10 protein-coding genes and 1 pseudogene are annotated in these 13,069 nt (G+C 57.1%); 7 read left to right on the top strand and 4 right to left on the bottom strand.

Features of this window, described 5'->3' with window-relative positions:
- Window positions 1–321, bottom strand: a pseudogene (locus tag H9S92_RS17245) (transposase); the annotation flags it as partial.
- 59 nt (window positions 322–380) lie between these two features.
- A complete protein-coding gene (locus tag H9S92_RS17240) occupies window positions 381–899 on the bottom strand; it encodes a hypothetical protein (protein ID WP_187467933.1) in 519 nt (172 codons plus the stop codon).
- 594 nt (window positions 900–1,493) lie between these two features.
- Between H9S92_RS17240 and H9S92_RS17235 the strand changes: the two genes are divergently transcribed.
- The 4 genes from H9S92_RS17235 (at window position 1,494) to H9S92_RS17220 (ending at window position 8,296) form a co-directional block, all read left to right on the top strand.
- On the top strand, window positions 1,494–3,041 hold the full coding sequence (locus H9S92_RS17235) for a hypothetical protein (protein WP_187467932.1): 1,548 nt from the start codon (window positions 1,494–1,496) through the stop codon (window positions 3,039–3,041).
- Window positions 3,042–3,157: 116 nt separating this feature from the next.
- Window positions 3,158–4,519, top strand: coding sequence for a DUF5723 family protein (locus H9S92_RS17230; RefSeq protein WP_187467931.1), 1,362 nt, complete (start codon window positions 3,158–3,160; stop codon window positions 4,517–4,519).
- A 725-nt stretch (window positions 4,520–5,244) separates the two neighbouring features.
- Window positions 5,245–5,913 carry a transposase gene (locus tag H9S92_RS17225; protein ID WP_187467930.1) on the top strand — a complete coding sequence of 223 codons (669 nt, stop codon included), beginning with the start codon at window positions 5,245–5,247 and terminating at the stop codon, window positions 5,911–5,913.
- An 865-nt stretch (window positions 5,914–6,778) separates the two neighbouring features.
- Window positions 6,779–8,296, top strand: coding sequence for a DEAD/DEAH box helicase (locus H9S92_RS17220; protein ID WP_187467929.1), 1,518 nt, complete (start codon window positions 6,779–6,781; stop codon window positions 8,294–8,296).
- A gap of 101 nt (window positions 8,297–8,397) precedes the next feature.
- On the opposite strand, the gene H9S92_RS17215 is transcribed toward H9S92_RS17220, so the two are convergent.
- The gene (locus tag H9S92_RS17215) at window positions 8,398–10,101 is read right to left on the bottom strand and encodes an alpha/beta hydrolase-fold protein (protein WP_187467928.1); all 1,704 of its coding nucleotides are present in this window, start codon (window positions 10,099–10,101) and stop codon (window positions 8,398–8,400) included.
- Between the two features lie 281 nt (window positions 10,102–10,382).
- On the opposite strand from H9S92_RS17215, the gene H9S92_RS17210 reads away from it, so the two are divergent.
- Entirely contained in the window at window positions 10,383–11,660 is a 1,278-nt protein-coding gene (locus H9S92_RS17210) for an AAA family ATPase (RefSeq protein WP_187467927.1), read from the top strand.
- Window positions 11,657–12,322 (top strand): HNH endonuclease, encoded by a 666-nt coding sequence (locus tag H9S92_RS17205; RefSeq protein ID WP_187467926.1) that lies wholly within the window; start codon window positions 11,657–11,659, stop codon window positions 12,320–12,322. The genes H9S92_RS17210 and H9S92_RS17205 overlap by 4 nt, the downstream gene beginning before the upstream one ends.
- A 52-nt stretch (window positions 12,323–12,374) precedes the next feature.
- Here the strand turns inward: H9S92_RS17205 and H9S92_RS17200 are convergent, their stop codons facing one another.
- Window positions 12,375–12,545, bottom strand: a complete 171-nt coding sequence (locus tag H9S92_RS17200) for a hypothetical protein (RefSeq protein WP_187467925.1) — start codon at window positions 12,543–12,545, stop codon at window positions 12,375–12,377.
- Between the two features lie 123 nt (window positions 12,546–12,668).
- On the opposite strand from H9S92_RS17200, the gene H9S92_RS17195 reads away from it, so the two are divergent.
- Window positions 12,669–13,067 (top strand): hypothetical protein, encoded by a 399-nt coding sequence (locus H9S92_RS17195; protein ID WP_187467924.1) that lies wholly within the window; start codon window positions 12,669–12,671, stop codon window positions 13,065–13,067.
- The last annotated feature ends 2 nt before the right edge of the window (window positions 13,068–13,069 follow it).

The raw sequence follows: 13,069 nt of genomic DNA, 5'->3' as shown, positions 1-13,069 counted from the left end.
AAAATAACCGACTCCAGCAGTATGCTTGCCACTCTTACTCAGGTATGAGGGGTCGAGAGCAATGATACGGTTGGGGCCTAAAAACGGCTCGCTCAACTCTCTGTTGAAGCCCAGCCAATCCATGCGTTTACCAAAGTGCTTACGGTAAGTGAACTCAGAATATTCGCCTTGACGACCTAGGTTGACAAAGTTCCGTCGGCCAATCATTGAGGGCCACAAAACGAAAAGATGGAGCAAAAAGCGGTAGCGCCATGCGGAAATACCAGGAAGTTTTTGCAAAATTGAGGCGACGAGGATTTCGATCTTCGTTGGGCAAGTCATATCTGTACGGTGTAAGGAACCAACAAGATAGGGCTTGCCCTCTTTATATGCATACTTTGCTAAAGTGTTGCCTCAAACCGTAGCGGACCATTGTTGAATGCCTCGCCAAAATCTTGGTTATAGTAGGAAAAATTATCATTCCCATCTCCCACAGTGAGATTTCTTGACTCACAGTGAATGTACACATCATTAAGCACCAAGCGAAGCATTACGCATTGGCCAGGCGTCACTGGCGCGCCCCATTCTGCTTGGTTCCATTGGGGGTTTTCGCTCATGTTGGCTAAAAAGGCATTGGTAGTAGTGATGTACTGGTCTGCCCGCTGAAATGCCAATTGCTGCTCCAGTTGGTTATTTGTTGCGGCCGCAGCCGTGACACCCGTACAATCTGAATCCACAAAAAAGTGGAGATTGACGCGAATATATGTGGTCAGGCAGCCACTGTTGATGTAGTTTTCTGTAAAAGAACAGAACGGGTAGGCAGATTTCTGAATAGTACGCGGTGATGCTTCAGGCCATTCATGCGTTAGGCAAGCGGGATCATCATGTTGTGCGGAAGCCGTGATACTTAGCAAAAGCACGACTATAAGGCTAGCGGTGAAGCGGTGAAGCGGTGAAGCATAATAGGGTCTGGTTTAATTTTCAAGAATAAACCAAAGATAGTCCCTAAACTTTAATGGCGAAGAAAAAACAATCGCAAAGTAAAAATTTAACATTTGCCGCAAAAATATGCCCAGCATTCCTTGATTTTATATTGCACGTATGTACTAACTAGGTTCGATAGCTAGGAACCATAAATTGCACAATACTTGTTGATACCATAAATGTTGCAAAATTAGTTGCCCAGTGAGCAAAGCGGGTCAATATCCATCCTGCGGCAGGATGTGGGGCCTGGCAAGGAAGTTTTGGCGCTAAGGGTATTCGGGCTTCCCCCGCTCCCTGTCCCTTCATGGCATTCCGAACTCTTCCGGGACTATTGCCTATGGGCGCGGCCGCAGGTGCCGGGGGAAGGGATGAGGAGCAAAGCCCGCCCCCAGCAACGGGAGTGCCCGTTGGCCGACAAACGAGGCGCGCCAAAAAGGAATCCTGCCCCGGTAGAACACGTGCCCCCGCCAGATGCGTTAGCTTTACGGCGTTGCACCACCCCCGCGTTCTTTACCCGTCAAACCAACACGATGAAACTGTACCTACTTTACCTGGCTGCCGCCGTTGCCCTTTTGCTGAGTGCCTGCGCCAACCAATTGGAAGACCTGAGCCGCATCGATGCCACCCGCTACCGCGCCGAGTACGCCGTGCCCATCATCTCCAGCGAGGTGACTTTGCGCGAGCTGATTGGCGAGGTCAACGATGACCTTTCGCTTTCGGTGGACGCCGACGGGCTGCTGCGCTTCCGCTACACGGGCGAAGTACCAGCGGTGGGCAGCGACATCATCTTCGCCCGGCTCAACGCGCTGGCCGCGGGCATCTTCCTGCCCATCACCCAACGGCGGCAGGCTGCACCCTTCGGCGGGGCCGGAGACGTAGACCTGGATGAACTGCGGGTAAAATCCGGCCTCCTCACCTACAACCTCGCCAACCGCTACGATCGGCCAGTGACGGTGACGCTCTCCATCCCCGATGCGACCCTGAACGGCGTGCCCTTTAGCGTGACAGGCGAAGTGCCCGCCTACTCCGGCACGGGCACCCCGCCTTCGCTGGCCAACCCCAACAGTCCGGTAAACCTCCAGGGCTACGAGATCGTCCTTTCCACCGATAGCCTCTACTTTGAGTACAGTATCCGGGATGCAGCGGGCAATGAACTCCAGCCCAGCCAAAGCACGGTGGTGAACATCACCGGACTGGCCTTCAGCTACATGGAAGGCTACCTGGGCCGCGAAGTTTACCCGGGCGGCCGCGACACCGTGGAAGTGGATTTCTTCGACCGCTACCTGGAGGGAGAGATCTTCTTCGTCAATCCCACCGTAACGATGACCCTCATCAACAGCTTTGGCTTGCCCGCGCTGGCGCAGGTCGATGTCTTGAACGTGATCGACGTAGAGGGCAACGTCATCCCCATCACCGGCGAGGCGGTGGAAAACGGTTTTTACTTTGATTACCCGAGGATGCCCGGGCAGACGGCAGTAACCACCTTCGTTTTTGACAACAGCAACTCGAACATCGCCGAAGTGCTCAGCGCCCGGCCGGTGGCCCTCGACTATGAAGTCAATGCCCTGGTGAACCCCGATGCCGATACCGACATCGTTGGCTTCCTGACCGACACCGCCTCCTACCGCGCGCAGGTGAGCGTGGAGCTCCCGCTGTATGGCAACGCTGACGACTTTACCGTCCGGGACACTTTTAACGTCGACCTGATGGGCCGCTACGAAGACGTGATTGGCGTCACCTTCCGGATGACGACCAAAAATGGTTTACCACTGGACCTCAACGTGAGCGGCACCTTCCTCGACGCGGCGGGCAATGCGGTGGCCGACCTGAGCGACGGGGCGCTGCTGCTCTTGCAGTCCAGTCCCATCGACGCCGCTGGCAACCCCAACGGGCAGCGCGTAGCCACCAACGACCTCAGCTTTACGGGAGACCGCCTGGAAGCCCTCCGCACGGCTACCCGGCTGGTACTTACCTTCAACCTTTCGACCACCGACGGCGGTACGCCTTTCGTGCGCATCACGGATGAGCAGACGCTGGAAGTCTTGCTGGGAGCCATCGTCACCGTCGAGAAACTATGAGTCCTTGTTTTGTCCTTCCCTTGCTCTCCCCCTTTGGGGGTCGGGGGGCGTCTTTACTCCCCCCTTCGGGGGGTCGGGGGGGAGCACCTGCGTCCGCGCCCGCTAAAAAATCTGCTATGCCAATTGCCTTGCGCACCTCATTTGCTCTGCTGCTGCTGGTCTTTACCGCCGGGCTGCGCAGCCAAGACCTGACCACGCCGCTGCTGCACGACAGCTGGCAGGCGACGTTCAGCAACCCGGCCCTGTACGGGCAAATGCGGGGGCACCTGACCATCGGGCTGCCGGGGTTCAGCAACGACCTGGCCGCCGAAAACGTGACCTACAACCAGCTTTTGGTGACGGAAGATGGCCGCCGCATCCTCGACCTCAACGAGCTGCCCGACCTGCTGGCCGAGCGCAATGCGCTGCGCAACGACTTCACTCTGGAAACCCTCGGCGTGGCCCTGCGCGGCGACCGACTGAGCTTTGGCCTCTACCACCGCGCCCGCGCCTTCGGGGAGGTGGATTACCCTAAAACGCTGGTCCAACTCGTCGTGCAGGGCAACAACCAGTTCGTGGGCCAGACGGTAGAAATTGCGCCGCTGGGCTTCGGGACGGGTTTCCACGAGGTGGGCCTGGGGGCCAGTTTAGCCCTTACGCCCCAGGTTTTTCTCGGGGCCCGGATCAAATACCTGAGTGGGATTGCCGATTTGCGGACCAGTCCCGGTGGCAGCCTGCGCCTCACGACGGGCGAGGAAAACTTTGCCCTGAGCCTGGAGCAGGACCTGACCCTGAACACCGCCGGCTCCGTCGTTTACAATGGTCTGGACGACATCGACATCAACTACGACCTGAACCGGATCAGCACCGACGACCTGTTCAGCGAAAACAACGGCATGGCCTTTGACCTGGGGCTTTTTGCCGACCTGGGCAAACTCCGCCTTCAAGCCGCCGCCAACGACCTGGGGGGCCGCATCGACTGGACCAACGACGTCACTTCGTTTGAACTGACGGGGACGGACGTATTCGATGGGCTGGATATTCTGGAACAGGTGCTGGAGGATTCGCTTTCCCTCAACACGGCACTGGATAGTCTGCGGGCCACTTTTGAGCCGACGGAAAGCAACTCCCCCTACCGCAGTACGCTGCCCGCTACCTTTTTGGTGGGGGGTGAGTATGACCTCACGGAACGGCTGACGGCGGGTGTGCTGGTGGTGTTTTACGACCGATTGCTGGCCCCGGAAACGGCCTTTGCGCTCAGTGCCCGCTACCGGGTGATTCCGCAGTTGGCCGTGGGCCTGAACTACAACGCCCGGCGGGACGCGGCGGCCAACCTGGGGCTTCACGTCATTGGGCAATTGGGACCGGTCAACTTGCTGGCGACTACGGATAACTTGCTTACCGTTTTCCGGCAGCGGGATAGTTCGCGGGCGGGCATTCGCGTGGGGGCGTCGCTGAGTTTCGGTGGGCCCAGGGAGGAAGACCGGGCGGCGGAATAGGAACCTATGGCTGCGGGTGTGCCGCTTTGAACGAAAATACTCGGTTGAGGGTGTCACTGGTCTAACGGAAATACTCGGTTGAGGGTGTCCCTGCTCTAACGGAAATACTCGGTTGAGGGTGTCCCCACCCGAAGAGGAGTACAAGGTTATGATTTTCCCCACTCGAAAGGGAATAAACCATTGAGGCTGCACTCACCCTCAGCCGGCCGGGGGAAGTTCGGGTGAGGACACCCTCAGCCGGGACGTTTCGGGAAGAGGAGACATTCTCAGCTGGCCGGGGAAAGTTCGGGTGGGGACACCCTCAGCCGGGGCCTTTCGGGAAGAGGAGACATTCTCAGCTGGCCGGGAAAGTTCGGGTGGGGACACCCTCAGCCGGGACGTTTCGGGAAGAGGAGGCACCTTCAGCCGGCCGGGGAAGTTCGGGTGGGGACACCCTCAGCCGGGACGTTTCGGGAAGAGGAGACACCTTCAGCCGGCCGGGGAAGTTCGGGTGAGGACACCCTCAGCCGGGACCTTTCGGGAAGAGGAGACACCTTCAGCCGGCCGGGGAAAGTTCGGGTGGGGACACCCTCAGCCGGGACGTTTCGGGAAGAGGAGGCACCATCAGCCAGCCGGGGGAAGTTCGGGTGGGGACACCCTCAGCCGGGGCGTTTCGGGAAGAGGAGGCACTCCGCCAGGGAGATTCGGGGGGCACCCGCAGCGGGAAAGTTTTTTATTTTTACTAAATGAAAACACTCCCTCGCCAAATTAAGCACCGACCGATAGGAATGGTCCCGGTACACATCACCACCCGACTTAAAGGCAGTATTCCCAGAAAAGAATTAGATAAGCTGTTAGCAAAACGGGAAAGTTTATTTGCCTCTGCGGAAAAAGAAATGGAGTCTGTGCCGGATGAGGTATTTGAGGCAGTCGCCAGCAATAAATTACAAGAAGTAGCAGAAGAATTTGAACTGCTTTTTGATGCGTCTTTACATGAGAAATCCAACGGCCCGTATCATTTGAAAAATCCAGCCATTCGGGAGATAATCTTAGACTCGTGGCACTGGATTACAAAACACCACGGGGTATACGTTTATGCGATCTGCGTCATGTCCAACCACGTACATGTCCTGGTTGGCGGTGTAGAGGATAAGCCGGAAGTGGATCCAGCCAGAATGATGAAAGCACAAAAGGGATTTACATCCAGAGTTTGTAGTGAAATTTTAGGTACGAAAGGGAAAGCCTTCTGGGAGACAGGTTATTATGACCGTGATGTTCGCGACGGAACTTTTACGCAGGTGATGTGGTACATTCTGAACAATCCGGTATCCGCAGGCTTAGTTGAGCATTGGGCGGATTGGCCGGGAACTTGGCTGAATCCAGATTTTGATGATTTGTTTAGAAATCCTGGTTGAGGGTGTCACTGCTCTAACGGAAATACTCGGTTGAGGGGGTCCCCACCCGAAGATGAGTACAGGGTTATGGATTTTTCTACTCGAAAGGAAATACACCATTGAGGCTGTCCTCACCTTCAGCCGGGGGAAGTTCGGGTGGGGACACCCTCAGCCGGGACGTTTCGGGAAGAGGAGACATTCTCAGCTGGCCGGGGAAGTTCGGGTGGGGACACCCTCAGCCGGGACCTTTCGGGAAGAGGAGATACCTTCAGCCAGCCGGGGAAGTTCGGGTGGGGACACCCTCAGCCGGGACGTTTCGGAAAGAGGAGACACACTTAGGCAGCCGGGGGAAGTTCGGGTGGGGACACCCTCAGCCGGGGCCTTTCGGGAAGAGGAGACACCATCAGCAAGCCGGGGGAAGTTCGGGTGGGGACACCCTCAGCCGGGGCCTTTCGGGAAGAGGAGGCACCATCAGCCGGCCGGGGGGAGTTCGGGTGAGGACACCCTCAGCCGGGGCCTTTCGGGAAGAGGAGATACCATCAGCCAGCCGGGGAAGTTCGGGTGGGGACACCCTCAACCGGGTCGTTCCGGGAAGAGGAGGCATCCTCAGCCAGCCGGGGGGAGTTCGGGTGAGGACACCCTCAGCCGGGACATTTCGGGAAGAGGAGACACCATCAGCAAGCCGGGGGAAGTTCGGGTGGGGACACCCTCAGCCGGGGCCTTTCGGGAAGAGGAGGCACTCTCAGCCGGGGGGATTTGGGCGTCTCCACCCGCACCCGCGTTTACCGATTAAAAGCGTATCTTTGGGCCGCCGGAACGACGGCTACCCAACGAACCAAGATCGCGAGCCAGGGAGAATACGGCTTGCGCACATCAACAAGCCATAATGGATACCACCCCTGACCACAGCCCTGCCGAACAGGAAGAGGAGGTCGTTTACTTTGACGAGTTAGACATTTCCGATGATTTGCTCGACGCCCTGGATGATATGGGCTTCGACAAATGTACCCCCATCCAGGCCAAGGCCATTCCGCCCGCCCTCGAAGGGCGGGACATTTTGGCCGTCGCCCAAACGGGAACCGGTAAGACTGCCGCCTTCCTGCTGCCCATCCTCGATAAGCTCAGCCGCGAGCCCGTCAGCAAGATCAACACCATCATCCTGGAACCCACCCGGGAACTGGCCATGCAGGTAGACCGGCAGCTGGAAGGCTTCAGCTACTACATGTCGGCCAGCTCGATTGCCATCTACGGCGGCCGCGATGGCTTTAGCATGGGCCAGGAACAAACCGCCCTCAAAACCGGTGCCGCCATCGTGGTAGCCACCCCCGGCCGACTGATGGCCCACCTCGACCTGGGCTACGCCGACCTCAGCGAAGTACGCCACCTGGTACTGGACGAAGCCGACCGGATGCTCGACATGGGCTTCGTCAACGACATGCTCAAGATCATCGAGATGTTGCCGAAGGAAAACCTGCAAATCCTTTTCTTCTCGGCCACCATGCCCGCCAAGATCCGGAAATTCAGCAAGGAAATCCTCAAGGACCCGGTAGAAATCAGTATCGCCATCTCTAAACCCGCGGAGAAGATCGACCAGAAAGCCTATGACGTGGCCGACTGGGCCAAGATTGCCCTCATTGAGGACATCCTCAGGGAGAAAACCAAGACGATGGAGCGCATCCTCATCTTCTGCGGCCGCAAGAAGACCGTGCGCGACCTCACCCGTCGGCTGCAAAAACGCAATGACAAGGTGATGGACATTTCCTCCGACCTCGAACAAGACGTGCGTGAACAGCGCCTGCTCGACTTCCGCACCGGGAAAATTCAGGTAGTGGTAGCCACCGATGTCCTCAGCCGGGGCATCCACATTGACGGCATTGACCTGGTCATCAACTTTGACGTCCCCGGCGACGCCGAAGACTACGTTCACCGGATTGGCCGGACGGCCCGGGCCTCCGCCGAAGGAGAAGCCATCACCCTGATCAGCCGCGAAGACCGGCAGCGCTTTGTGCGCATTGAGCAGTTGGTCGGTAAAAAAGTAAACCGCGTGGAACTCCCCGAACGCTTCCGCGAACCGGAGGGCGAGAGCAGGGAGCGCAGAGGGGGCAACGACGCCCGCCGCAAAGAAGGCCGGGGTCGAAGCCGGGGTGGCAACAACCAAAGCCGGCCGCGCCGCGACGGAGCACCCTCCACCGAACAACGCAGTCGCCCACAAGATCCCGCCAACCGGAACGACGAACCCCGTCCTGACCGCCCCCCCCGCAACGATGAGCCTCGTCCGGAACGCCCACCCCGCGAAGGTGACGCTCCCGGCGGCCAGCGTAAGCAGCGCTCCGGCCGCAACCGGGGCCGGGGGCGCAGCCGCGGACCCAAGCCCGGTGGTGAGAGCAATTCTACCCCTGAATAGGGTTTCCTAAAGACTGAATGTGATGGAGATGAATTCCCCCTTTGGGATGCATCCCCTCTTTTTCCTGGACCAGTTCGACGCACAGCGTCCCGACCAGCGTCCTAGTACCGCCAACTGCTCAAATCCGCCCCAGCCGGAGCGTGCACGCCCACCGTTTTTGCCCATTTTGGAATGAACATCCGGTGGTAGCGCAGACGGCTGATGGCGTTCGGCTGGGTGGGGTCTCCGTTCCAGCAGTGCTCGGCGCGGTCGCCGTAGGTAATTTCTCCGTTGTAGTAGGGCGTGGTGGTGGCTTCCAGGAATTCTTCGGCCAGGTAGACGGCGTTGTTGAGGTAGTAGTTGTCCATATCCCCGCAGTAGATATTGACCTTTCCGGCGAGTTTGGGGCCGAGGGTGGGCCAGTCGCGCCGCATGATCCAGCTCAGGTCGTAGTTTTCGCGCCAGTGGAGGGCGACGTGGAAGTCGATTTTGCCCGTTTGTTTGTCCCAGATCCGTTGGGGGTAGCCGTCTTTGCCGACGGGGGAGTAGACGGCCTCCCAGATGTCCCACTGCTGCCCGCTGCGGCTTTTGCTGCCCAGGGCGAGTTCCCGCAGGTTGCCTTCGCGGATGGTGGCGGAGACGTGGCCGAGGTAATCCCGGTGGCCCGGCCGTTCGGTGGTTTTGAACTGGCTTTTGAGGAAGTAGGCGTTCTCATCCTGGTAGAGATCGATGACGGTGAAGGCCCGAAAATCGATGGGGTCGGGGCAGGCGGCGTAGCAGCTGCCGTACTCCTCGGGGTACAGCACCTGGGCGGCCAGGGCTTCCCAGCCCCCGGTACTGCCGCCGTAGAGGAAGCGGGCCCAACCTTCGCCGATGCCCCGGAATTTCTCCTCGATGTAGGGAATCAACTCGTAAGTGATGGCATCTCCGTAGGGGCCGAGGTTTTCGGAATTGACGGCGTAGCTGTCGTCGTAGTAGGGGTTGGCGTGCTGGATTTCGATGGCCAGGACGCGGGGGAAGTCGGGCCCGTTCCACATCCGGTAGAAGTCGTAGGCTTCTTGTTCAACGATGTGGTTGTAGCAATCCAGGTCGAAGCGGGCGCTGTATTCGCAGGGCTGGGTGGTATCGGGCGGGGTGGTACGGAAGCCGCCGAAGTCGGCCGGGAAATGCCCGTGAAAAATGGCCAGGGGGTATTTCACGCTGGTCTCCCGCTCCCAGTCTTTGGGCAGCAGGACGTGGGCGCCGAGGTACATATCGCGGCCCCAGAAATCGCTCAGGAGTTTGGAGCGGATTTTGACGTGCTTGATCCACTCCGTATCGGCGGGTTCGGGGATGGCGGGGATGGCGTGATCGAAGGCCAGTTCGATGACTTGTTTGGGGTTGTCGCTCACGGTAATTTCCAGGGGCTGGCTCAGGAGGTTGCCGGGGGCGAGGTTCCACTGTTGGCCTTCGCCGCGGTCCATGGGCAGTTTCACGGTGTGGCCGTCGGCGCGGGTGAAGGTTTCGTACTTGTGCAGCAAGACCTGGGCGAAGTACTTGCCGGGGGGCAGCTGCGTGGCGTCGGCCAGGGGGTAGGCGGCGTCCGCAGCCGCGCCAATCCGCTGTTTGCTGCCGGGGGCCCAGCCTTCGACGTCTTTGCCGATGACGATTTGGGTGTTGGGGCCGTCGGTGATCTGAAAGCGGGGCTCGGCGCCATCGTCGGTAGAGAGCAAGAGGAGCAGTCGCCCGTCCAGGCTCGTCCCGGCCAGGCTGGCGGGCAGGGTTACGGAAAAGCGCTGGGCGGCGAGGCTGAGGGGCAGCAAGAAAAGGAGGAGCAGGGAGCGCATGGGTGAGTTGGTTTGGGGTGGAAGATAGGCGGTGGGAGGGCGTTGCGCAAGGGGTGACTTCCATTGCTCCTTAGTGGGGAACTTTGCACCCGCGCCCGCGCCCCACTTCCTACCAAGCCATTTTGGGCGCGGCCGCAGGTGCTGGGGGCGTTGCCCCCCCAACCCCCGCAGGGGGAGGAGCGGGGGAAGTCCAATAAGGGAGGCGCCGCAGCAGCAAGGTGAGCGACGCTAGGATTAAGCTTCGGAAAAAGTGCACTATCTTTGTAAGACAGCTGAAGAAAATGCGACTCATTTCCGCCACCATCGAAAATTTCAAAGGGATCGAAGCGTTAAGCCTGGTGCTAGACCCATCCCTCAACATTGTTATTGGTGATAATGGCAGTGGAAAAACGGCCATATTGGAAGCTTTTACCATCGCCGTAGGTAGCCTTTTGGTGGGTATGAAAAATGTACCTACTCGGACCATTAAAAAGTCCGATGTCCGGTTTACGATGTTCCAGGAATATGCTTACCCCGTTACCATTGCGGCCGAGGCCGAGGTGCTCGGCCAACGCATCAGCTGGAGCAGAAGCAAGAACAGCCAACGCGGTGGCACGACTACTAAGGAAGCGCAGTCCATCATTGAATTAGGGAAAAAACTTGACCGGCAGGTACGCAACGGTGAACAAATAAACCTCCCATTAATCAGTTTCTTCTCCACATCACGGCTTTTTGTGGAAGCGAAATCGAAACAAAGTTTCCCCCAGCAAGAAGTTGGCAAAGAACTCGGAAGCCGTTACCGAGGCTACCGAACAAGCCTGGATGTTCGCTCTAATTTCCGCCATTTTTTGAAATGGTTTGAAGCAAAGGAATTAAGCACTATTCAGCGCAGAAAGCAGGACGAAGGACTAGAGCAAGTTCGCTCCGCGATTGTAAATAACCTCCCTGGTTGCAAGCATTTATTTTTTGATTTTGACCCAGACACCAACCGCGGACTCACGATCGAGCTAGAAGATGGCAGATCCTTACCATTTGATTATCTCAGCGATGGTATGCGGAATTTCGTTGCCATGATGGCCGACATCGCTCACCGCTGCGTGACGCTAAACCCTCATTTGGAGGATCGTGCGCTGCGGGAAACGCAAGGTATTGTGCTGATTGATGAGCTCGATTTGCATTTGCATCCATCTTGGCAAAAGGCGGTCATCACGGGCCTGCGAGAGACTTTTCCTGCCATACAATTCATCATCTCCACCCATTCGCCCTACCTCATCCAAGAAGCTGGAGATGGACAATTGATCCATTTGAACAATTGTGACGTCACGGAAATTTCGGGAGCTGACCAACTCAGCCTGGAGGATGTAGCGGAGTTCAAGCAAGGCGTGGCAGATCCGCAGATGAGCCACAAAAAGAAAGCCCTATATGAGGCTGCCGAGGATTATCTACAGACCATCCGCAAAGATGGAAAGGCAGATGAACGAAAGAAGGCCCTGTTAGCATCCAAGCTCCGCCCGTTCAGTTCCAACCCTGCCATTGACGCACTGCTTGAACTGGAGAAACTGAACCGGGCCGAAAAATGAGAGCAGTAGAAAAAGGAACTAACGCTACCGTTTTCACGCATTGGAACGAGGCAAGGAACCCACTCGTTGATAAAATTGGTTGGTACTGTTCTTACTGCGAAATGAGTGTACGTCAGCTCATCGCGGTAGAACATATCGTGCCCAGAGACAACGGCGGCGCACCGCTCGCGTGGGAAAATTTCTTGCTTTCTTGTGTCTATTGTAATTCCCAAAAAAGCGCACGGAACCAAAGCAGAACCGGGTATCTCTGGCCAGATAGAGACAACACCGACTTCGCATTCGGCTACAATAAGGTGGATGCAACCATTGCCCTTCCCGGGCCAGTCACTCCCGAAGCTGAAGCGACCATTGACTTGATGGGATTAAATCGAATGCCAGGTTCCGCGCACGCGCCAACTGAGCGAGATACGCGTTGGATCCACCGGCTAGATGCTTGGTCGCAGGCAGAAAAATGTCTTTCGATATGGCAAAATCATCCTCAACCATACACCGCTGAATTGATTGCCATGGTGGCCGCAGGCATGGGGTTTTACTCCGTTTGGACCACCGTTTTTGCGGCAGAGCCCTTAGCGCTACCGATAATTAAGCAAGCCTTTGTCGGGACCTTTGCGGAACAGGATGCCAATGGGCTAAGAGTGATCCGGGCGGGTGGGGTGGTTTGAGGCTACTTCAGCATCCCCTCGCTAAGCGGACTTATTTCCCCTAGCCAAGATCTTACAGCAAAGGCCCTATCTCCTCCGCAATTTTCGTCGCCGAACGGCTTTGCGGGTGGGGAGCAATGACCAGGCGGACGGCTGCACCGTCTGCCCAGCTTACGTCACCAACGTACTGCAACAAGGAGCCACCGTAAGGTATTTTGATCGTTGCTTCTGCACTGGCTAACAAGTGTAGATTACATTTAGTACTGTAGTTTTGCCTTCTGAAGGTTGATGAAGACCAATCAGTTGTGATTATTGTAAGAGCCTAACTTCACGTTAAGTAGCGCTATTCTTCACTTCAATTTTTACTATGCGCTTACTGATTTTGATCTGTTGCTATTCGATTTCTACTCTGCCCCTTACGGCGCAACGTGAATTGAGCCTCACCTACACCGGAGCAAAGCTTATTCGCAACGAACACGTAGGCAATGAGTGGGCGCGAGGTGTTTGGCTTGGGGATGATTCTATGCTACGTGATCAACCTTATCGAATCACTAGTGGATCAAGCTATACTTTGTCTGTGGCGGCTGAAGAGGCCAACGAGAAATATCCTGACCGGGGGGACGAAGAAATATCCTTCACCTTGTCTGATTTACTACCTGCTGTTGAAAACGGTGGATTTTATCTGGAAGTTATGGTCACTGAGAGTAATGGCCGGTATGCTGGAGGTAGGGCGCTTTGGCGTTTTTACTTCTTGGTCGAGGAGTAGTC

This window comes from Neolewinella lacunae (assembly GCF_014349155.1).
In the GTDB taxonomy this organism is placed as follows: domain Bacteria; phylum Bacteroidota; class Bacteroidia; order Chitinophagales; family Saprospiraceae; genus Neolewinella; species Neolewinella lacunae.
This window is presented reverse-complemented; position numbering and strand designations above follow the sequence as displayed.